18 protein-coding genes are annotated in these 22,000 nt (G+C 55.8%); 7 read left to right on the top strand and 11 right to left on the bottom strand.

Annotated features, from left to right (window positions below; genetic code table 11):
- Positions 1–390: 390 nt before the first annotated feature.
- The 7 genes from ACRDCA_RS10435 to ACRDCA_RS10405 all read right to left on the bottom strand — a co-directional run bounded on the left by ACRDCA_RS10435 (position 391) and on the right by ACRDCA_RS10405 (position 7,894).
- A complete protein-coding gene (locus ACRDCA_RS10435; RefSeq protein ID WP_438689436.1) occupies positions 391–1,257 on the bottom strand; it encodes an SDR family oxidoreductase in 867 nt (288 codons plus the stop codon).
- A 4-nt stretch (positions 1,258–1,261) separates the two neighbouring features.
- A complete protein-coding gene (locus ACRDCA_RS10430) occupies positions 1,262–2,053 on the bottom strand; it encodes a MoaF C-terminal domain-containing protein (protein WP_438689435.1) in 792 nt (263 codons plus the stop codon).
- Positions 2,054–2,063: 10 nt separating this feature from the next.
- Positions 2,064–2,846 carry an SDR family NAD(P)-dependent oxidoreductase gene (locus tag ACRDCA_RS10425; RefSeq protein WP_438689434.1) on the bottom strand — a complete coding sequence of 261 codons (783 nt, stop codon included), beginning with the start codon at positions 2,844–2,846 and terminating at the stop codon, positions 2,064–2,066.
- Entirely contained in the window at positions 2,839–3,426 is a 588-nt protein-coding gene (locus ACRDCA_RS10420) for a DUF3156 family protein (protein WP_438689433.1), read from the bottom strand. Before ACRDCA_RS10420 ends, ACRDCA_RS10425 begins: the two co-directional genes overlap by 8 nt.
- Complete coding sequence (locus ACRDCA_RS10415; protein ID WP_438689432.1) at positions 3,401–4,894, bottom strand: APC family permease; 1,494 nt, start codon at positions 4,892–4,894, stop codon at positions 3,401–3,403. The genes ACRDCA_RS10420 and ACRDCA_RS10415 overlap by 26 nt, the downstream gene beginning before the upstream one ends.
- A 112-nt stretch (positions 4,895–5,006) precedes the next feature.
- The gene (locus ACRDCA_RS10410; protein WP_438689431.1) at positions 5,007–6,185 is read right to left on the bottom strand and encodes an anaerobic sulfatase maturase; all 1,179 of its coding nucleotides are present in this window, start codon (positions 6,183–6,185) and stop codon (positions 5,007–5,009) included.
- Positions 6,182–7,894: an arylsulfatase gene (locus ACRDCA_RS10405; RefSeq protein ID WP_438689445.1), complete on the bottom strand. Its 1,713-nt coding sequence runs from the start codon at positions 7,892–7,894 to the stop codon at positions 6,182–6,184. Before ACRDCA_RS10405 ends, ACRDCA_RS10410 begins: the two co-directional genes overlap by 4 nt.
- Before the next feature lie 396 nt (positions 7,895–8,290).
- Between ACRDCA_RS10405 and ACRDCA_RS10400 the strand changes: the two genes are divergently transcribed.
- The 3 genes from ACRDCA_RS10400 to ACRDCA_RS10390 all read left to right on the top strand — a co-directional run bounded on the left by ACRDCA_RS10400 (position 8,291) and on the right by ACRDCA_RS10390 (position 11,538).
- Positions 8,291–8,950 (top strand): helix-turn-helix transcriptional regulator, encoded by a 660-nt coding sequence (locus ACRDCA_RS10400; protein WP_438689430.1) that lies wholly within the window; start codon positions 8,291–8,293, stop codon positions 8,948–8,950.
- Between the two features lie 288 nt (positions 8,951–9,238).
- Positions 9,239–10,429 carry an MFS transporter gene (locus ACRDCA_RS10395; protein ID WP_438689444.1) on the top strand — a complete coding sequence of 397 codons (1,191 nt, stop codon included), beginning with the start codon at positions 9,239–9,241 and terminating at the stop codon, positions 10,427–10,429.
- Positions 10,426–11,538: a class II histone deacetylase gene (locus ACRDCA_RS10390; RefSeq protein ID WP_438689429.1), complete on the top strand. Its 1,113-nt coding sequence runs from the start codon at positions 10,426–10,428 to the stop codon at positions 11,536–11,538. Before ACRDCA_RS10395 ends, ACRDCA_RS10390 begins: the two co-directional genes overlap by 4 nt.
- Positions 11,539–11,576: 38 nt before the next feature.
- Here ACRDCA_RS10390 and mngB read toward each other — a convergent pair whose 3' ends face one another.
- Positions 11,577–14,213, bottom strand: coding sequence for a mannosylglycerate hydrolase (gene mngB / locus ACRDCA_RS10385; protein WP_438689428.1), 2,637 nt, complete (start codon positions 14,211–14,213; stop codon positions 11,577–11,579).
- Positions 14,214–14,353: 140 nt separating this feature from the next.
- On the bottom strand, positions 14,354–16,279 hold the full coding sequence (mngA, locus tag ACRDCA_RS10380) for a PTS 2-O-a-mannosyl-D-glycerate transporter subunit IIABC (protein WP_438689427.1): 1,926 nt from the start codon (positions 16,277–16,279) through the stop codon (positions 14,354–14,356).
- A 237-nt stretch (positions 16,280–16,516) separates the two neighbouring features.
- On the opposite strand from mngA, the gene ACRDCA_RS10375 reads away from it, so the two are divergent.
- Positions 16,517–17,233, top strand: coding sequence for a GntR family transcriptional regulator (locus ACRDCA_RS10375; protein WP_438689426.1), 717 nt, complete (start codon positions 16,517–16,519; stop codon positions 17,231–17,233).
- Between the two features lie 55 nt (positions 17,234–17,288).
- On the opposite strand, the gene ACRDCA_RS10370 is transcribed toward ACRDCA_RS10375, so the two are convergent.
- Positions 17,289–18,209: a L,D-transpeptidase family protein gene (locus ACRDCA_RS10370; RefSeq protein ID WP_438689443.1), complete on the bottom strand. Its 921-nt coding sequence runs from the start codon at positions 18,207–18,209 to the stop codon at positions 17,289–17,291.
- 180 nt (positions 18,210–18,389) lie between these two features.
- Positions 18,390–19,268 (bottom strand): helix-turn-helix domain-containing protein, encoded by an 879-nt coding sequence (locus tag ACRDCA_RS10365; RefSeq protein ID WP_438689425.1) that lies wholly within the window; start codon positions 19,266–19,268, stop codon positions 18,390–18,392.
- Between the two features lie 142 nt (positions 19,269–19,410).
- On the opposite strand from ACRDCA_RS10365, the gene ACRDCA_RS10360 reads away from it, so the two are divergent.
- The 3 genes from ACRDCA_RS10360 to ACRDCA_RS10350 all read left to right on the top strand — a co-directional run bounded on the left by ACRDCA_RS10360 (position 19,411) and on the right by ACRDCA_RS10350 (position 21,833).
- Positions 19,411–20,232, top strand: a complete 822-nt coding sequence (locus ACRDCA_RS10360) for an AraC family transcriptional regulator (RefSeq protein WP_438689424.1) — start codon at positions 19,411–19,413, stop codon at positions 20,230–20,232.
- Positions 20,233–20,359: 127 nt separating this feature from the next.
- Positions 20,360–21,124: a hypothetical protein gene (locus tag ACRDCA_RS10355; RefSeq protein ID WP_438689423.1), complete on the top strand. Its 765-nt coding sequence runs from the start codon at positions 20,360–20,362 to the stop codon at positions 21,122–21,124.
- A complete protein-coding gene (locus ACRDCA_RS10350; protein ID WP_438689422.1) occupies positions 21,105–21,833 on the top strand; it encodes an RES family NAD+ phosphorylase in 729 nt (242 codons plus the stop codon). The genes ACRDCA_RS10355 and ACRDCA_RS10350 overlap by 20 nt, the downstream gene beginning before the upstream one ends.
- The last annotated feature ends 167 nt before the right edge of the window (positions 21,834–22,000 follow it).

Here is a 22,000-nt window from a genome sequence, read left to right as displayed (position 1 = left end):
AGATGTTCTGAGCTACATAACGCATTACTACAACCATCGAAGAGCGCATAGCTTTAATGATGGTCAGACACCGCATGCCAAAGAGAGGCATGCGGTGTAAAAAACCTTAATCGGTGTTCGATATTACTAGACCACATCAGACGGTGCAGTCAGCAGACTGAGTTTTCTACCGCAAATTCGGAGCTGATGTCGGGTATGAAAACCCATCGGTGGCACGATCGGTCCCCTCGCCCTTTGGAAGAGGGAGCTGGTACGGTGCAGTCAGCAGACTGAGTTTTCTACCGCAAATTCGGAGCTGATGTCGGGTATGAAAACCCATCGGTGGCACGATCGGTCCCCTCGCCCTTTGGGAGAGGGAGCTGGTACGGTGCAGTCAGCAGACTGAGTTTTCTACCGCGAATTCGGAGCTGATGTCGGGTATGAAAACCCATCGGTGGCACGATCGGTCCCCTCGCCCTTTGGGAGAGGGCTAGGGTGAGGGGAAGCTTCTGGCAACAGCGCGCCGCCATCCACCACCAGCGTCTGGCCGGTAATATAGCTGGCAGCCGGTGAGGCCAGAAAGACCATCGCGGCAGCAATGTCCTCCGGCTCCCCCAACCTGCCTAGCGGCACCGCGGCGGCAATCTCCTGACTCAGCGCTTCTCCGCCCAGATTGCCCATCGCTGGCGTACGGATCATTCCCGGCTCCACGCCGTTCACCGTGATATTGTCGGCTGCCAACTCCAATGCGGCAGCACGGATAAAGCCATTCACCCCAGCCTTGGAAGCCGCATAGTGCGCCAACCCCGGATAGGCCACCTTTGGCCCGGTGACCGACGAAGTCACCAGAATGCGCCCGCCACCCTGACGTTTCATCCACGGCAGCGCCGCCTGCGCCAGAAAGAACGGCGCCATCAGATTGACGCTTAAGGTCCGTTGCAGCAGCTCGGCATCAATCTGGCTGAACGATCTTAGCGGGAAATAGGCGGCGTTGTGGATCACCACGTCCAGCCTCTGATATTGCTGCCCAATCCGCGCCACCAGTTCGGCAATCTGCCCGGCATCGGCAACGTCGCAAGCAACGGCCTGCACCAGCCAACCCTGCCGGCACAGGCTTTCAGCCGCTTCCTGTGCCTTTGGCAGTTGCAGATCGGCCATCACCACCTGAGCACCAAGGCAGGCAAAGGCACTGACGATCGCCAGCCCAATCCCCTGTGCGCCTCCAGTCACCAGCACCACTTGCCCGGCAAACGCGTCGGCTCGAAAGATCGGCTTCATCGGCCTAGGCCTTTGGGTAATGCGTGGTGTTGAGGATCTGCGCGTGAGCCCCCACGGCAAAGTTGCTCAGGCTGCTGAAATCACTGCCCTGATAGCCGAGGATCTTGCCGTCGGTGCGCATCCCTTGCAGATCGATCATCACCACACCCAGCGTTGGCACGATCTTTTCACGCCAGACGAACAGGTAGAGCTGCTCCGCCACTTTGACGTAATGGCAGCGATCGACATCCGCCAGCCCCTTCTCAACCCCGTCCAGACACTGCCAGGCATAGAAATTGTTGTTTAGATAAATATGCTCGTAGCGCTCCGTCGGGCTGTAAGTATACAGGTTACGCATCCCGATCAGTTCGTCGGTAAACTGCGGCAACGGCCCATTGCTGCCATCCAGGCGACCAAAGCGGAATTCGGCATTCACCGCCGTGAGCGGCAACCCCTGTTCTACCCGGCTGAAGGCATCCAACCGAGCCTGTGACTCCTGCGGCAGTTGGCCATAGACGGCGGTAAAGTTGCCCTGTTGACGATCGCACACCAGCGTTACGCTACTATTGGCCTGCTGAGGATCGAGAAAATCGATAAACAGGATCCCCGGGCGAATGCTGGTCGCCCGATAGTCGACGCGCCGATCTCCCCACAGCAAGGTCTGATCGTCGTTAAAACGACAATGCACCGTTTCCCCTTCGGCAAAGTGGAACGCCAGCGTCGTTCCGGCCAGGTCCTGCTGCTCCAGCGTATTGCTGTGTGGGGCGAAACCTTCCGCCAGTGCGCCAACCTGAATAAATACCGCTTCTGAACTCATGACAATCTCCTTATAGAGAAGTGAAAGCTAAGGTAGGCACGTCGACAATGGTGGAGCCGCCATCGGCCACCAGCGTCGCACCGGTAATAATTGCGGCCTGGGTTGAGCAGAGAAAACGACACACCTGGGCGATCTCCTGCGCACTGGCCGGGCGGCGCAGCGGCACATCGCGACAGACATGTTGATAAGCTTGTTCGAGGGTTAAGCCGTGTGCCGCCATCAACGGCTGCATTTCTTCATCTGCCATCGGTGTGGTTACCCAACCGGGGCAAACGGCGTTGGCCCGCACGCCTTGTGGGCCGTAGTCGCGGGCAATGGAACGCATCAGGCCGATCAACGCATGTTTGGCAGTGACATAGCCGCACACCTCCGGCCCGGCAGCCAACGAGGCAATCGATGCGACAAACAGCAGGTTGCCCCCGTTTTTCACCAGTTCCGGCAAACAGGCCCGGGCACTGGCGAAGGCACTATTGAGGTTGCTATCCAGCGCTTGCTGCCATTGAGCATCGCTGATCTCGGTGATACGGCCTAACCCCATGCCACCAGCGCTGGCGATCAGGCAATCGATGCGCCCGGCCTGCTGTAAGATCGTGGGCAGAATGTCGCTTTGCCAACTGTCACCATTGGCCGCATCACCGACCACGGCATAGGCACCCATCTCCGCAGCCAAAGCATTCAACGGTTCACGGCGACGGCCGACGATAAATACCCGATCACCTTCCTGCACAAGCAGACGAGCACAGGCAGCCCCAATGCCGGTACCGCCGCCGGTGATCACCACCACTTTACTCATCACATTTCTCCATCAACTGGCCGATCATCAGGAAACTGCTCAGCAACAAACGCCGCTGCTCGGCCTCCAACCGCAGATAGCGACGGCTGGCAGGTACTCGGCTAACCACTTCGGAGGCGGCAAAATGCTCGATATCCAACTGCCAACTGCCCTCGGTTATCGTGAGGCGGGCACGGCGGAAATCGAGCTGTTCCAGGGTTGCGCCAATTTGCGGATATTGCTGCAACGCGGCGATCAGTTGCCTGGCAGCGTCATGTTTGGCCTTGGTGCGATAAATCACGCCATTGCGGCGCAACCAGCCGCCGGTGAGGATGTTCAGCACTAACGGTTCGGCAAAATGAGTCCGGCCCTGCAAGCGAAAACGGTGAGTGACGATATGCGCCAGGAACAACGACTGTACCTGCTCGACAACCTCGATTACCGGCCCCTGCGGCAGGGTGAGTTGTAAGCGGTTAACGGCAACGCGTTCACAGGCGTAAGGCCGCAGATTATTCACCAGCCTATCCAGCGTGGTGCCCACCCGATAGCCAGGTGGGTCACGCTGCCAAAAGCGGTTAAGAGAGGGAAGTAAGCCGATCAAATTCCACCTCCGCAGCTTCTGCTTTATTGAAGGCGCTCTCCAGCACCTCTTCGACCGGCACCGGTTTAAACGGATTCACCTTCTGTACGCACAGGGTCCAGAACAGCGCATAGGCGGCAGTCAAGCCGATCATGATGCCAAACGGAATATAGACATCGCGCGGGTTCATACCCGGCGGGGTGATGTAGATGATCGCCAGCACGATACCGATGCTGGAGACAATCTGCGGCAGTGGGAACCACGGCGATTTATAGGCGCGCGGCAGATCCGGACGACGTATACGTAATATCACCACCGAGCAGGTCACCAACAGGTAAGCCACACCCCAGGCACACACCGCTGCCAGCACCATCGGCATGATCCGATCCAGATTACCCTGAATGGCAATGGCATGAACGCAAGGGATCAATACCCCGGCGGCAATCGCCACCACCGGGGTCTTAAAGCGTGGGTGGAGATAAGCAAAGATGCGTGGCATGGCACCGTCTAACACCATGCCGTAGATAATACGTGGCACTGCCGCCATCAAGGTGTTAATGGTGGCCGCTCCGGCCAACAACAGCCCAACGCCCAGCCAGTATTTACCGAAGTTGCCCATCACCTGACCGGCAAACGCCGGAATGGCCATTGGCGTATCCAGCAGATGCACGTTATTGGTGGCATCCAGCATCACGTTTTCCACCTGGTGGCTCAGTGCTGCACCGTACAACGCCATACAGGTCGCCACGCCACATAATCCCAACGCCATCGCTCGTGGGATCACCCGGTGCGAATTCTTGATCTCCGGGGCCATCGGCGTCACCAGTTCGCAGCCGACAAACATAAACATCGCCATCCCGACCAGGCTGAATACCGCAAAGGGATCGTCCACGTTGATGGTCGAGCCAAACCAGCCCTCCAACGGCACGGCATGCGGCAGCAACAGCCCGGCGATCGAGAAAATCATCATCGTGGTCCACATACAGAATGTCAGCACCACCTCTGCCTTGCCGAAGGCTTCGATGCCAAACGCATTCAGCACGCCAAAGGTGATCACCAGACCGATGCCGATCATCCACGACGTATTGTTGCTTTCCATCAGGGTGTTGAGATGTTCAAAGTTCACCAGCGCCATGATGCCGGACAGAATGGTTTCGGCGGTGCCGGCAAAGATATGCACGATCAGATAGGCCGACAGGGTGCCGGTAATGGCAAAAAAGCGCCCCATACCGCACGAGATATAGTCATACACCGAACCGGTGGTAGGCAGGATCGCCGCCGCTTCGGAGAAGGTGGTGAGCTGGGCTTGCATCATGATAAAGGCGATCAGCATCGCCAGCGCGAAGGTATCACCACCGATACCAAAACCGCTGGTCACGGTGAGGATCACCGGGCTGGCCATGATCACCCCAACCGAACTGGCTAACGTGGTGGGGAACCCGACCTTGCCCCGTTCTAGCTGGGCTTGAAGCCGCGACGACAGGTTCATGGTTATTTCCTCTTAGAGTAGTTTTTACCCGGTGTAGTCACCGCCAAGGGCGGCAATCTCACTATAGGAAGGAAAGCAAAAGGCTGGCTATCGTCCTTAAGGACGAGGGAGATTAACTTGTGGTAGGAGTCACACTGGCACGCCACAACATAGCCCCTTGCGTCGTTCTGGCAAAGCAGCGCAACGGTGCCAGCACCTCTGAGAAGAAGGCGTAGTACCCGGCGCACAGCCGGTTATAGCGGTCTTTGCCAATATGCGCCGGGCAACCGCCCTGACACACGCTTTTCACGCTGCAACTTTGGCACTCGCGCCGCAGGCTTTTGTTTTTACCAAAATCCATGTGGCTGGCCGTGTCCACATAGTCGGCAAACCGGCTGGCATTATCAAAGCGTCCCAGCCGATGGCTAGCGTCGATCAGGTGATCGCAGGCATATACCGCGCCATCCGGTTCCATCACCAGATTGCCACCACAACGGGCGGCATGAACGCAGTTGGGGCTGACGTGGGTGAAATACTGCGCGTAGACATGCTCAATATTCATGATAAAAACCTGGCCCAGGTGGCCCTGGCTGCGCCAACGGCGGTAGATCGCCACCATAAAGCGCCCCCAGTTGGCGGCACTCAACCCATAGCCTGCCGCTGGGGCATCGCCTTCCAGCATCAACGGCTGAAACTGTAAGTAACGCACACCCAACGCCACAAAATGGTCATACATCTCCTGCGCCCGGCCAGCCACACCATCATGCACCACCACCAGCAAATTGAATTCAATCTGATGTTGTTGCAGTAGCGCGATACCACGTAGCGCCGCATCGTAACTGCTATTACCACGCTTATCTGGCCGGTGCGTATCCTGGATCTGGCGATCGCCGTCCAGGCTGACGCCGATAATAAACTGGTGTTGCTTAAACAGACGGCACCATGCCGGGTTCAGTAAGGTGGCGTTGGTTTGCAGGCTGTTGCTGATGACTACACCTGGCGGTGCATACTTTTGCTGTAACGCCAGTGCTGTTTTATAGAAGCCGATCCCCGCCAACAACGGCTCACCGCCTTGCCAGACAAAGTTAATCTCCCGGCTGTAGCGCGGCTGGCTGGCGATATACTGACGGATAAAGTTTTCCAGCAACGCCTCATCCATCTTCTGCGCTTGATCCCGCTGCGGGTAATAACAATAGTTGCAAGCCAGATTGCAGCCTGCACCAATCGGTTTGATCAACATATGAAAAGGCACGCTGGCGCGCGGCACGGTATTTACCGGGATCTGCTGCGCACGCAGCAAGGCAATATTCACTCTGCTGCCTGCGTGAGTGGTTTCTGGCTCACGGGATCCAGGCCAATGTAGCCATGGGTCTGCGGATCTTTGCCCAGATAGTTGATGGTTTTACCTGTTGCCTCAATCACCATGCCCTTATCGGCATACCGCTGATATTCACCACTCATGCGCTTAACCCGCTCGGGTTGGCTGGCCGCCAGATTGTGAGTTTCCAGCGGATCATCCTGTAAATTGAACAACTCCCAAGGTGCCATAGCGGTTTGCGGTCCCTTGATCACCAGCCGACGTAGCTTCCAGTCGCCGTCCACCAAAGCCGCATAATTGTGCAACTCCAGGCCATAAGCCGAATGTGGCGCGGTGGCAATATCACCACTGAAATAGCGTTTAAAACTGACGCCAACCATCGGGATCGTGGGTTTGGCGTTAAGGGTTTTGCTGGCATCAATATTGGCAAACTCATACAGCGTTGGTGCAATGTCGTAAACCGCCATCGGCGTTTTATCAATGCCACCACGCTGTTTCAATTGCGGAGCAGCAATGATGAAGTCGGTATTGATCCCGCCCTGCGCACTGGTAACTTTATGGTAATTGGCATAAGGCGCGTTGCTGACGTTGGCCCAGTGCGGCCCATAAGCGATAAACGATCCCTTGCGGCCCAGGTTGGCGTAGCTGTTGTCAAACTGCTGCCAGAACTCAGGCTTGGAACCGTAATGAAAAGCAGGGGCCGGGTTGGCACCGTTGTCGGTGGCAAAGATGATGATGGTGTTTTTATCACGCCCGGTTTGCTGCAGGGTTTTCATGACTCCGCCGATCTGATCGTCCATATAGGCGATCATCGCCGCATACACCTGCATGGTTTTAGCGGCATATTTCTGCTGTTCCGGCGTCATCGCCTGCCACTCTTTTTCCAGTTCCAGATGCGGCATTGGCGTGCTGGCAGAAATAATTCCCAACGCCTGCAACCGCTTGATACGTTGCTGATAAATCTGTTGATAACCCGCATCGTATTTACCGTCGAATTTGGCGATCCAGTCATCTGGAGCCTGTAAGGGATCGTGCGGCGCGGTAAAGGCCAGATAGGCGAACACCGGCTGCTCTTTTGGCGTATCGCTGATCCACTGCTCTAACTGAGTGGCGTAGGCTTTGCTGGAGTAAAAATCCTGCGGTAGGGAAACGCGCTTGCCGTTGAGGGTGTAGAAAGTGTGGAAGGATTCAACCGTGCCGAGCGGTACAGCGTCATCAAAGTGGCTGGTGCCACCGCCCATAAAAGCGAAGGCACGCTCAAAACCGCGATCGGTTGGCCCAGCCCCATCGGTATAACCCAGGTGCCATTTGCCCGCCATCATCGTGGCATAACCCGCATCTTTGAACCGTTCTGGCATGGTGGTAACCCTATCGGTCAACCGCATCTCATAGCCAGGGCGGGCAACGGTGCTTTCATACCACCACATGCCTCCCATACCGGCCTGCTGATTGGTGTTACCCGTCATCAGCATCGAACGCGCCGGTGCAGACATTGGCGAAGTATAATATTGGCTCATACGCACGCCCTGTTCCGCCAAGGCTTGCAGGTTGGGCGTCGGGATCTCACCGCCGAACGGGCTGATATCGGAGTAACCCATATCATCCGCGATAATGATCAACACGTTGGGTCGCTCCCCGTCAGCGGCATGAACCAGTCCTGATAACGCACCGCTTACTGCCACCGCCACTGCCTTTTTGTTTATCACGCCTAGCCCCTTCTACTGTCGAATTGAGTCATACCGCCAGATTTTGCAGTGTAGGAAGCAATCAAAACGTTTGGCTATCGTCCTTAAGGACTAGCTCGATAGAGAGGAAATACGCAGGGTAATCCACGGGACAAAACAGCAGAGAACGAGAAATCACTTAAAATTCAGCAGCAACCGACCGTCTTATTTCATTAATGTGTTAATGAAATCATTACTTCACACCTAGAAAATGCCCCACCTCCCAAGCATGGGAATGTTGTTATTAATGTATTTTATTGCAATCCGGCTCACGTTGTTAATATGTTTTCGTTGTGTTGCATAATTGCTACACCTATGCTGATATCGTTCACATATTGCCCAGCCTACTGAGCGATCAACGGAGGAAAATGCCTCATGACAACAACATCATCCTTCATGCGTAACGACGCTTTTATCACCAGCTGTCTAAGCACCATTGCGCATCTGATCCCAGTTTCTGCCGGAGTCTTTTATCTGGTCGATCCGGATCTGCGGCCAGATCATTATATTCTTCATGGCATTAGCGATGAGACACACCAGCAATATCTGGATCACTTTCAGCCCTTTGATCCGTTGAAACCGGCCAACTTCCACCAGCAAGATATCCAGATGGTGAACATGACGCCCGCAGCGATCGCCAATAACCGTCACTATTACCACGACTTTATGCTGCCCAACCGGATGCGCGATATGACGGAGATCTTTATCCGCCAGCGTAAGCGGATTATTGCCGGAGTCTCTCTTATTCGCGATACGCCATTCACCGAATTGGAGCGTAGCCGCTTACGTGCGGTGTTGCCGCTGATCGAACTGGCTACCCGCGATCTGCTGCCGGACAGACAAGATCCGCTGCTCACCGCCAAAGAGCAGGAGATCGTCAATATGGTGCGTGAGGGAGCCAGCAATAAGCGTATCGCCCTGAAGTTGGGTATTTCTTTATCGACGGTGAAAACCCATATGCGCAACATCTTTGCCAAAACCGCCGTGGTTAATCGCACCGAACTGGTCTCCAGCAGTTTTATTGCCCACTGCTGATCGTGCTCTCCATCAAGCTTGCCATGGCCTTTCCCCCTCACCCCAACCCTCTCCCCAAAAAGGAGAGGGGGCTGGTACGGTGCTGCGGTTGAGTGCAGAACTCTAGTTTTGCCACGGCCGGTCCCCTCGCCCTTTTGGAGAGGGAGCGGGTACGGTGCTGCGGTTGAGTGCGGAACTCTAGTTTTGCCACGATCGGTCCCCTCGCCCTTTGGGAGAGGGTTAGGGTGAGGGGAAAGGCGCTGAGCCAAAACCTCTAAAAAAACTTCATGAAACGCGAGGATAACCATGATGTCCAGTGATGCAGTTTCAGTGTCTTCTGCCGGGGCAGTGCTTTCCTGCCCACCCAGGCTGTTAACGGCAATTATCGTGTTTGCCGCCATCGCGCCGGGGATCCTGATGACCGCCCCCGCCGTCGCGGCCCAGTTGGCTAGCCAGTGGCAACTCACTCCAGGCCAGATCGGCCATCTGTTCTCTACCGAACTCGGAGCCATGAGTATCGCGACGCTGCCCGCCTGGTGGTGGATCAGCCGTATCAACTGGCGCAAAGTTGCCACGCTGGCGGCAGTGGTGTTCCTGATCGGCAATCTGGCTTCGGCCATGGTCAGCGATTTCAGCCTGCTGTTGGTATTGCGCTTTATCGCCTCGCTGGCCGGGGGGACGTTGATGATCCTCTGCATCTCCTGCGCAGCAGGCACCGCCAATCCCAGCCGGGTCTATGCTTTCTGGGTGCTAGGCCAGCTATTACTGGGTGTGTTCGGCTTGCTGGCATTACCGCCGTTGTTTGCCCATTTTGGCCTGATGGCGGTCTATCTGATCCTGGCAGCGATCATGCTGTGTTGCCTGCCGTTATTGAGCGCGTTCCCCAGTGGCTTTCGCCATAGCCACAGCGCAGCAAGCCAGTTGCCGCCAAGCCCTCCCATCTACAAGCTGTTTGCCGTGCTGGCGGTATTAGCCTTTTACATCAGCCTGAGCGCAGTCTGGACCTTTATCGGCACTATCGCCGAAACCGCGGGCCTGTCCCCGGTACACAGCGGGCAGGTGCTGGCTGCTGCCACCCTATTTGGCATCATCGGTGCCGGTGGCGCTGCGCTGGTGGGTGCCAGACGCAGCCATAAGCCGCTGCTGTGGATCGGCTACGGCCTGCTGATTGCCAGCGTCTTGCTGCTGAGCCGCAACCCGTTACTCATTCGTTTCACCCTTGCCGCAGTCATGTTCAAGTTCACCTGGACCTTTGTGTTGCCCTTTATTCTGGCGCGCGTCTCGGTGCTGGATAACAACGGCAAGCTGATGAACAGCATCAATCTGGTGATTGGCGGCGGCATGGCCATTGGCCCCACGCTGGCGGGTTACCTGATCGAATCTTCCGGCGGGATCAATGCGTTGCTGATCGGGGCGTTGAGTTGTGCGCTGCTGTCGCTACTGCTGATCTCGCTGGCTTCACCGCGCGCGCCGCGCCGTTTAACAGGAGTCATGAGGTGAAAAGAACTACCGGCTTTTTCTTTGATGAACGCTGTTTCTGGCATAGCACCGGCTTACATGCCACCACCCTGCCGGTGGGCGGCTGGGTGCAACCGCCTTCGGGGGCCGGACATGCCGAGTCGCCGGAAACCAAACGGCGGATGAAAAACCTGATGGACGTTTCCGGCCTGTCGCGTCAGCTCAAGCTGCTGAGTGCCGAACTGGCCGATGAGGAAGATTTATTGCGTATCCATCCGGCGCATTACCTGCAACGCTTCAAACAGCTAAGCGATAACGGTGGCGGCATGTTAGGAGAAGAAGCACCGTTGGGGCCAGGCAGCTATGAAATTGCCAAACTCTCCGCCGGGCTGGCCTGCGCCGCGGTCGAAGCCGTGTTGCAAGGCGAACTGGACAATGCCTATTCCCTGTCACGCCCGCCGGGCCACCACTGCCTGCCGGATCAGTCGATGGGGTTCTGCTTCCTGGCCAATATCCCTATTGCCATCGAACGCGCCAAAGACCGCTTCGGGTTGGGCAAGGTGGCAGTGATCGACTGGGACGTGCATCACGGCAACGGCACCCAGCATATCTACTGGCAGCGTGACGACGTGCTGACCATCTCGCTGCACCAAGATGGCTGCTTCCCGGCAGGCTACGCCGGTGAACAAGATCGCGGTGAGGGGGCCGGAGCGGGTTACAACATCAATATTCCACTGCTGGCCGGGGCTGGTGACGACGGTTATCAATACGCCATGCAGCAGATCGTCATCCCGGCGTTGGAGCAGTTTCAGCCAGAGATGATTATTATCGCCTGTGGCTACGATGCCAACGCCATCGATCCGCTGGCGCGGATGCAGTTGCACAGCGAAAGCTTCCGGGCCATGACCGCTCAGGTGCAAAGCGCTGCCGACAGGCTCTGCGGCGGTAAGCTGGTGATGGTTCACGAAGGAGGTTATGCCGAAGCCTATGTGCCGTTCTGCGGCCTGGCGGTGATGGAGGAGTTGAGTGGGATTCGCACCGAGGTACAGGATCCGTTGCTGGGATTTATTCATCAACAGCAGCCCCGCGATGCGTTTAATCAGTTCCAGCGTGACGCGATCGATCGGCTGGCGCGTCAGTTCGGCTTATAGTTCTCACCCAGGCGTGGCACACCACGCCTGTGCTCCCATCAACGAATAAAGCGGAAGGTTTTCGATTGGCAGGGAGCCAACGTAGTGAAGTCCCCTGTTGCAGCACCCTGCTGTGGCAACGGTTGCTCATCCATGCCGGTTTCCAGCCATTCCTGCGCTGGACTCGCCAACGTTAAGCTCCCGCCGATCGACACCTGCTCCGAAGGGTTATAGACGCGGATAATCAAAGCTTCGGCATCCTCGGCCTTCTTCAACACGCTCAACACCGGGCCTGACTCCGCCAGCGAAAGCAGGCTAAAGTGCAACGGCGTGCGGAAGGCCGCCAGATTGAGCTTCATCGCATCAAACGGGATCTTGTTGTAGCAACGTACTGGCGTCACATAGGCCCGAGCCTGCTGCATTACGCCCGCCAAATGCGGATCGCCAGCAAAACCGAACAGGCTGAACCGGCAATGCAATTTGCCACGCATTTGGGAATCGGGCGTCGGCAGTTTGATGCCGGAAGGACGTCCCGGCCGCAGCAACAACTCTTCCTTACCCAATACGCCCACCGAGCGGAACAGCGTCAGGGCAAAGGTATCGCGGCGCTCCCCGACAATCTCAAACTCACGTAGCCCTTCGGTAAACAACGCCAACCCGTGCTGCTCATCATGCAGCGCAGCAAAGTTCATCAGTTGCCATACCGGGATCGGCGCCTCTTTCCAGCCTTCTTGCTGCCAAACCGCCATCGCCGGATCGTCCACCGGCCGGGTAATGCAGCCGAACTGGTTATCTGCCAGCACGTTTTCGCTGGCGAACGGCGTAGGGATCAACACCCGCACGCGGTGATCGTCTGCCTGGTTATCCAGCCACATTTCAATGTCGATACGGCGGCTATGGTGTGCCAATGTCACCTGGCAGCGCACATCGAGATAACCTTCGTTGCGGCGTTCTGCGCGCTGTTGCAGGTTGGCCGGCAACGCCATGCGCAGTTCCAGCGTAGCGGAACTCTGCCAGGCCTCATGCTTGACCGAGGTCGCCACCGCGCTCTGCGTGGAGTAGATCAGCCACTCTTCACGTGAAGGTGAATAGTCATACTCGTCGCCATCGTCGGAGCCATCTTCCAGTTGCAGTACCTGTTGGTAGCGGCAGCCGGTTTGTTTATCGGTAATATCCAGCGTGCCGTTGGTATTCAGGCCAATGCGATAATAGTCGTTTTCCAACAGCCCTGCCGGTTGTGCCGTAGCCCGGCGTTGCTGCCCGATCTGATTGGCATGAATATGCAGCGTGCAATAGCCCATCGCTGGCAATGGCCGATACAGCTGAATATCGTATTCCATAAAGGGATCGTAGTTACCGTAATGCACAATCTGGCGATCCACCAACCCAGGATCGATCTCCCGCGCAGCACGGATAAAATACTCCACTGGCTGACCCTGCTCATCTACCAGCGAGAATTGCTGGGCACGAATGCGAATGGTAGTGTTGATCACCTCTTCACGCGGATAAGGCAGCAGGTTGAAGAACGTCAGTTTGTCGGCATCCGCGTGCTGTACCGGCATATTGTCGACAATCTTGCGCATGTAGAAACGCACCAGGTTTTCTGCCATGTCGTCCGCCAGAATAAAGCGCGTCATGATCTCCTGATGCACCTTGTCGCTACAGCAACAGCCGATGCTGTCGTGCGCGTGGTTTTTCAGGATCTCTTTCCACATTTTTTCCAACAGGCCGTGATGGTATTCAAAGCCCAGTGACCAGGCAATGGCGGCCAACGGCTCGAGGATATTGACGATCTTGTTTTCGATTTCGGCATGGGCAATCTTGATGTCCATGCGGGTCGATGAGATGGTGCGGTGTACACGCATGTATTTGCCGTCGTTGAATTCTCCCTTCAACGTCGCCAGGCGCTCACGGCTAGCTTCGATGCGCTCAAAGACCTCTTCAAAACGGCTCATCACAAACTCACGCTGCGGATAAATCTCGCGCAGTTTGGCCATCACCTGGAAGATATTTTGCTGCAATGGCATCTGATCGTGGCCGTTAGGCAACAGGATGTCCTTGGTGACCGACGCGTTTTCCAGCACGGTGAAATAACTGTCCAGCCGTTTGCGCAGCCCGGCTTCATCTTCCGGCAGGTATTTACCAATGGCGTAGCCCAGCGGCAGCACCTGTGCCGCAACTTCGCTGCCGTCGTTACTCTGCCACAGGAACTCGGTCTTGTCGGTACCGTGACGCTCGGAACAACCCCGCCAGAACATGGCGCGCGTAAGGCCGAATCCGTTGAAAATATGCGGCAGCTGAGAGGACATGCTGAAGGAATCGGGCAGATAGCCAATCTTCATCGGTTCGCCGAAGGACAGGCAATCGCGCATGCCATACATCAGGTTGCGCACGATGGATTCCCCTGACACCACCATGGTATCGGTTTGGGTATACCACGGGCCAATGATCAGCTTACCTGCCTGCACCAACGCTTTCACCCGCTGGTGGTTTTCTGGCTTGATGGCGAAGTAGTCTTCCAGCACCGCCGTTTGCCCATCCAGCACATAGAAACGGTACTCGGGATCGCTTTCCAGCCGGGTCAGGATCTCTTCCATATTGTTAATCAGCAGGATGCGTGACTCCTCGGTGGTGAAATACCACTCACGATCCCAATGCATATGCGGCGTAATGTGAACACGTGATACAGCTTGCATAATCAATTCCTAAGATGTCGTAACCAAGCCCCTCAACCCAACCCTCTGCAAACCCGATCGCCCCTCAGCCAAGCTGCGTCACCGAATTTTCAGGATCCCCTCGCCCTGTGGGAGAGGGTTAGGGTGAGGGATAAATAAAATTACTGTGGCTGCACGATGGTGTATTTGCCCTGCTTCATCGCCTGACGCCGCCAAAGGATCAACACCGATGTGGAGATCGCCGTACCAAGCAGCGCCGCTCCCAGCCAAATGGCTGCCGACAGCACGCCACCGAGGCCGTTATCATGCAGCAGAAACAGCGAGAAGATCCCCGCACCTGGCGTAGACAGGCCGATCCCCATCCCACCGACGATCGCACCGGTCACCAGCGATCCCACCAGGAAGGAGCCGATCACCCGCACAGGATCTTCAATCGCCATCGGGATAGCCCCTTCGGTAATGCCTGCCAGACCAAGCAACCAGGTCGATTTACCCGTTTCTATCTCGAACTGTTGGAACAGACGCGGTGCCAACAACGTAGAAGCGGTGACCGTAAAGGCCGAGACCATTTTGACCGCGCCAAAGATCGCATAAGGGCCGAACACGCCGTTGGCCATCGCCCCCAGGCAAAACGCATAGGCTGCCTTGTTCACCGGGCCGCCAAGATCGAACGAACACATAAAACCGAGAAGAGCCCCCAGTACCAGCGCGTTGGTACCAGACAGGCTGTTAAGCCAGGAGGTCAGGCTGTTGTTCAACCAGGCCACCGGCTCGCCGATCACGAACAGCATCAGGCTACCCGCCACCAGCGTGCCAATCACCGGGTAGAGATAGAATGTCAGGAAGCCGTTGAAGTTGGGGCTGAGACGCACATGTTGCTTCACCCAGCGCATCAGATAACCGGCGATCAGGCCGCCCACAATGCCACCAAGGAAGCCGGAGCCAATCATGTTGGCCGCCAACCCGGCCGCAAAGCCTGGGCCAAGGGCCGGTTTATCCGCCAGTGAATACGCCGTGTAGGCCGCCAGTACCGGTACCATCAAGATACCCAGCATGCCGCCACCCAGCTTGCGGTACATCCACAGCCAGGAGTTCTCTTGATCAAACAGATGTTGCAGGCCAAAGATCTGCGCCAGTAATACCGAAACCGCTAAAACCGTACCACCCGCCACAATCAGCGGCACCGCAAAGGAGATACCACTGAGCAAGGCCTGTTTGAGTTCGGTCTTCACGCTGCTTTTCTGCACCGGCACTTCGCTCTGCTGCACCCGCCCGGCACCATCGGCGGACTGGCCCACGGCCAACGCCTGCTGCAAAATGCGTTCGGCGTGTTTGATCGGTTCGGCGACCGGCGTTTCGATGCGGGGAATACCGTTGAAGCGCTCCACTTCTTTAATCGCGACTTCAGCAGCGAACACACAGGCCGTCGCCTTATTCAGTTGTTCCGCCGTCAGACGGCCTTCGATCCCGTTAGCCCCTTGCTTCTCGACATACACGTTGATGCCGAGCTTACGCCCCGCCTTCTCAAGATATTCCGCAGCCATGTAGGTATGGGCGATACCGGCCGGGCAAGCGGTGACGCACACCACCGTAGGCCAGGTTTCGTCCTGCGGTTTGCACTGCGGCTCCGGTGCGCCGCCCGTCAACAGAGCCAACAACTGTTCTGGCGTGCTGGCCTGTAGGACCGCCGCACGGATATCGTCATCCACCAATGCCGTCGTCAGGCTGGTTAGTAATTGCATATGCGTGGAACCGGCCTGCGCCTGTGGGATCGCCAGCAGGAAGATCAGGTTGACGCTTTCCGGGCCGTCGATCCCCTGCCAGTCCAGCGGCGTTTTCAGCGTGGCAACGGCAAAGGCGGCTTCCTTTACCGCATCGCTTTTACCATGGGGTACCGCCAAGCCTTCCCCGAGTGCGGTAGGACCTTGCGCTTCCCGAGCAAAAACCTCCCGTAGAAACTCTTCTTTATCGTGTAATTTGCCTTGCGCGGCCAACTGGTCGGCCAACTGATGAATGGCCTGATCGCGCCCCGCAAATGCCACTTGCAGGTTGATCAGGCTGGGGTGGGTCAGGCTGCTCAGGTCCATCTTTATCCTCGGGTAGGCCACTCTCGGGCGGCTCCATCAGTAAACAGGCGGCGATCATAGCAAGCCAATTAATACCATTTTGTGATCAATTTCAAATCAACGATATTTTGTATTTAATTTGTATTAATTCAACTTAAATACAACTTAACGCGATATGGTGTTATTGGTTTGTTTATCCTTAGCCTGCGGCTAGAATGCAAGGCAGCCGATCCAACCACCAGCCAGGGACACCAACGCGTGAGCAAGAAGCCTATTTATCGTCAGATTGCGGATACCTTGCGCCAGCAGGTTAGCGATGGTGAACTGAAACCCGGTGATGCATTGCCAACAGAGGCCTTATTGCGTGAGCAATACAACGTCAGCCGGGTAACGGTACGCCAGGCGTTGAAATTACTGACCGAAGAGCAGGTGATTGAGAGCATTCAGGGCAGCGGCTGGTATGTTAAAGAGGAGAAGGTGAATTACGATATCTATCAGCTCACCAGCTTTTATGAAAAGTTGGCGGACCGCAACGTGGAAACCCACAGCGACGTGCTGATCTTTGAAGTCGCCAAAGCCAGCCCACTCATCGCCGAAGCATTGCGCCTCACCACCGAAGACAAGGTGTATTACGTCAAGCGGGTGCGCTATATCAAGCAAAAGCCGGTGACGCTGGAAGAAACCTGGATGCCATTGGCACTGTTCCCCGACCTCAGTTACGAAGTGATGCAGAAGTCCAAATATCACTACATCGAGCAGGTCAAAAAGTGGGTCATTGACCGTAGTGAACAAGAGATCATCCCGGTGATGCCGAGTGAAGATGTGGCGAGCGCATTGGGGATTGATCCGCAGAAACCGATCCTGGAAAAAGTCTCTACCGGTTTTCTCGACGACGGAACGGTGTTTGAATTCAGCCGTAACTTCTTTAAAAGCGAGGACTACAAATTCACCCTGGTAGCCAAGCGCGGGCGCTGATTTTCTCCATAAAAAAAGACGCCCGAGAGCGTCTTTTTTACAGCGAGAGCAAAAATCAGTTCACTTTAACCGGCATACCGGAGCGAGCTCTGATGGCCGCGTCGACTACGCTTTGGTCGACAGCGGGATCCATCAGCACTTTGCCCACTGGCGCAGTGATAGTGATTGGCACCGGCTCTTTCGACTTCAGCTCATCTTCGTTGGCAGACAGTGGATTATGCACTTCCAGGTAACGTGAACCGTCTGGCTCTACGGAAACCTTCACCGGTTCGTTGATAAATTGCACACGAGTCCCTACCGGTACGCTGTCGAACAGGTATTTGATATCGTCGGCACGCAGACGCACGCAGCCGTGGCTCACGCGCAGGCCAATACCGAAGTTGGCGTTGGTGCCATGGACCGCATACAGACGGCCAACATACAGCGCGTACAGACCCATTGGGTTATCCGGGCCTGCCGGGAATACCGCTGGCAGAATTTCACCATCGGCGGCGTATTCTTCACGCATTTTCGCGGTTGGCGTCCAGGTTGGGCCAGCCTTCTTGCGTTGTACGGTGGTAACCCAGTTCAACGGGGTATCTTTACCCAACTGGCCGATACCAATCGGCAACACCACAACGGTCTTGGTGCCTTTCGGGTAGTAGTACAGACGCATTTCTGCGCTGTTGATGATGATGCCTTCACGCGGAGCGTCTGGCAGGATCAACTGCTGTGGGATGGTCAGCGTGCTGCCTGGCAGCGGCAGGAACGGGTCAACACCAGGGTTGGCTTCCAGCATATTGCTCAGGCCCATCTGGTATTGCGCCGCAAAGCTCTCCAGCGGCAGTTTGCTGTCTGCAGGCACGGTGATCTGAATATTTTCCCCAACCAGACGGCTGTCTTTGGCGGGCAAAGGGTATACAACGGCGAAGGCAGCCTGGCTGAATGCAACCAGAGCAGTAAACAGGGTTAATAACGCGCGAATGCTCATTTTCATCTTCGTAGTAGAGTGGTGGCCGCACTGGCTAAAAATGGTATGTGTTTTCTGCCCGGCCAGGTTTGACCGGATGCGCATTATATGTGCACTTGCCGCCAAGATGGAAACATTACTAACGCAAATACCTCACTTTTTTGTAGCCGGATGTGGTGAAAAACGCGCTTTCTGTAAAATTTCGCCTTAACCCACCCGCAGGTCGTCTTCGCCACGCCGGATCGGGATCAGATATTCACAACTGATCGCCGCCTGATCGTCGCCATAGCAACATCCTGATGCCGGGTAAAAGCGCTCGATATCCTGCCCTTCCCGTCGCACCGCATTCATTTGCGGAATGGCCGTGTCATACAGACGGGCGATAAAGTTCTGTAACCCTGCCACCTGCCCCTGATAAGCGAAGCGTGCATACTCCCCGGGTTCGATAGTCACCGCTTCACCCGCGGCATTTTCCTCCGGCAGTGCCGCCGTATAAACCATCTGTTGACGATCCCGCTGCTGGGCGTCCGGTTTCAGGCTCATCAGGCCATACGCAACGGCAGGCGGCCCCTGATCCGGGCGCAGCAAGTTACGCCACGCGTGTTGGCGCAGCCGATTTTTCGACTGTCCCAATTGCCCCAAGGTACAACTCCCCTGTTGCGTATGGCCGACTAATTTCATTGACGGCAGCACAATAATATCCGCCTCTGGCGTGGGCTCATTGGCCATATTCAGCGGTGGTTGCAGGCCGTAGCTGGGCCAGTCGGCACTCCGGCGATAGGCCGCCGGTGGCAAACCAAACTGTTTTTTAAAACCACGGGTGAAGGTCTGCTGGGAATCGAACTGATATTTATCTGCGATGCAGGCAACCGTGGCACTGGTCAGGCGCAGTTCACGCGCTGCCGCCGTCAACCTTCTGCGCCGGGCATAGGTCCCGAGTACTTCTCCAGTGAGCAGTTTGAACATCCGTTGCAGGTGCCACTTGGAATAACCCGATTTGGCCGCGATGTTGTCCAGCGTCAGTGGCTGATCCAGGCTTTGCTCGATCCAGACCAGCAATTGACTGATGACATTTTTCTGGTGCATGGCCTCTCCTTTGCGTTGTCGAACCTGAGCGTGCTACCACTGAACACGCAAGTGGCGCTTACTTTATCGGCATCGACGCTAGACCGCATTGCACAATCAAGACATAATATTGTTCAAATACGCCAAACTGATAACTATTCTCATGAAACCTGCCTGGCAAGAACCGAAGCCGGATATCGATAACGTACCGCGCGCCATTTTCGCCGTTCAGGCTTCTACCGTGCAGAAAGACTGGGAATCCGCTCATCATCGTCATCGCAAGGCACAATTGATCTACACGGTGCGCGGCATGATCCGTTGCGAAGTCGAAAACGGTCTATGGCTAGTACCGCCACAATGTGCGTTGTGGATGCCCAGTAACGTTAGCCACAATGCACGAGCAACCAGTCAGAGCGAGTGCTATTGTCTGTTTGTCGAACAGGATGCCATCCCCGGCTTGCCACAAAACTGCTGCACCTTGACGGTTACGCCGCTGTTGCGCGAGCTGCTATTACAGGCCTGCCAATTCGATATTCTCTACCCGGAAGATGGCCCCGAAGGTCGTCTGGCCAAGGTCTTGTTGGATCAACTGGCCGCCGCACCGCTGGAAAATCTGCATCTGCCAGTATCCAATGATGCCCGTATTCGCCAACTGACCGAGCAACTGCTGGCCAATCCGGCCGATAAATCCACCCTGGGGCAATGGGCGCAACGTATTGGCATGAGCGAGCGCTCGATCAGCCGCACGTTGCAACAGCAGATGGGCATGAGCTTTGGCCACTGGCGGCGGCAGCTCCACGTGATGCTGGCCTTGCAACGCTTAACCCAGGGGGAAAGCGTCCAGACCGTAGCGCTAGACCTCGGTTACGAGAGTGCCAGCGGTTTTGTCACCATGTTCCGTAAAGCGGTGGGGAAACCCCCTGCCCGTTATTTGGCGGAAAAGGCTGCCGCGGATCAGGCGATTGCTGGCGCGATAACGCTGTAGTTTAAGCACGTCTTGCCTCTAGACTGCTCGTAATCCACGCTGGTCAATTCTCGTACAACCTGCTATAACTAAGGATAGTTTGGTTAGAATAGTTAAAACGGTTAGCTTTAGCTAACGGGAGAAGAGAATGCTGGCCCGAGAAATCGACATCAACAGAGATGGCCTCAGGATCAGGGAAGACGGTCTTCAGATGGTCATCAGTAAAAAGAAAATGAAGGCGCAGAAACCTTTCTTCCAGTTGAAGGTTGATATAGACAATTCAACTTCTCTTGGGGTGGTCGAAGAGCATCTGAAAATCATGCTGCAAACCATTCGCCGGGTCAGAGAAGCTGAAAATGATCATGGCGACGTTTGTCACATCGACGAAACGCGTTTTGAAGCCATGTTTCATAGCCTGGAGCAACAAATCGGCCCAACTGATGCAGCAAAGCGGATAATTCTGCCACGGGAGACTCATAAGCCGCTCAACCGCAGTGGGCTGGTTGATATTGCCAAGGTTGAGCAGGGGCGTGAACATATCCTGGCGGCCAGCGAATGGTTGACGGCGGAGCAAATTTCCCAGTTGGCAGGCTTTGCCAGCGAGAATCCCTCGGCCCAGCCAAGTAAATGGAAAAACCATCAACGCATATTTTCGCTAAAGAAAGGGGCCACGCAGCTCTTTCCACGCTATGCGCTGGATGAAAACTATCGCCCTCTTCCTGTCATGGCAGTGCTACTTGCCAGCTTTAAAAACCTGAAACACGGCTGGGGATTGGCACAATGGTTCGCCACCTCAAACAACCTGTTGGCTGGCCGCCGTCCCATGGAGATGTTGCAATCACATCCAGCAAATGTGATTGCTGCGGCGGAATATGAAGCGGAAAGGATCGCCGATGGAGCAGAACAAAGTTAAGCCTATGGGTGAGTTGAAAAAGGAAGATTTTGGTTCACCTGTTTTTCTTGGCCGGACGATCGCCGCCCCAGGCAAGGCTCTGCGGGTAAGAACTGAAGCCATCCCCCAAGGCACGGTGTTACATCGCTGCCACGATGCGCGCTATCCCGGTGACAGTTTTAATCCTGGCAAAATATTGCTCCCCAATGAGTATGGAGCCCGTTTCAGCCCGATCAGGGATGCGGCTTTGAATCTGATCCCCACCATGTACCTTGCCAGCAGTTGCGAAGCTGCCATCGCAGAATCGGTTTTTCACGATGTGGTCGCCACGGGGAAAACAGAATTCTTCGACTTACGCCCGTTTAGCACTATGCATTACATCCAACTGAGGCTGGAGCGAGATCTGAATGTCGTCAGTTGCCGAGCACAGGACTGTATCTATCTGGGGATCGATCGCGATGAATTGATCGGCAGTACCCGGCTCGAATACTCACAGACCCGAGCCTGGTCGCAGGCTATTTATCAACAGCACCCTAACGTTGACGGCATGAAGTGGTACTCAAAAAGAAACGACGACCATTTCGCCCTGATCCTGTTTGGCGGCCAACGGGTCAGGGAGAATGAACTCTCGATAGCCCAACCCTCAAGCCGTCTATTCAACAACAAAGCTCTCGGCCAAATAATCCAAAAGACCGCAGAGCGACTCGGCCTGATCCTGACTGAAGAATAGCCCCCACCCTCCTCTCTGGTTACCCTAAACGTGACGCTTATCGCCCCAAACAACAAAAGTGCTCCCCTTCCGTAAGAATAATGATTATCATTCACAAATATAGTGAGCCGCATGCCATGACATGACCGGCCAGATTTTGCTTTCGATTCAATGTTGAGCCCGATTTA

The organism is Serratia sp. (in: enterobacteria) (assembly GCF_051654945.1).
Taxonomy (GTDB): domain Bacteria; phylum Pseudomonadota; class Gammaproteobacteria; order Enterobacterales; family Enterobacteriaceae; genus Chania.
Note: the sequence above shows the minus strand (reverse complement) of the source record. Positions and strands in the feature narration are given on the sequence as shown.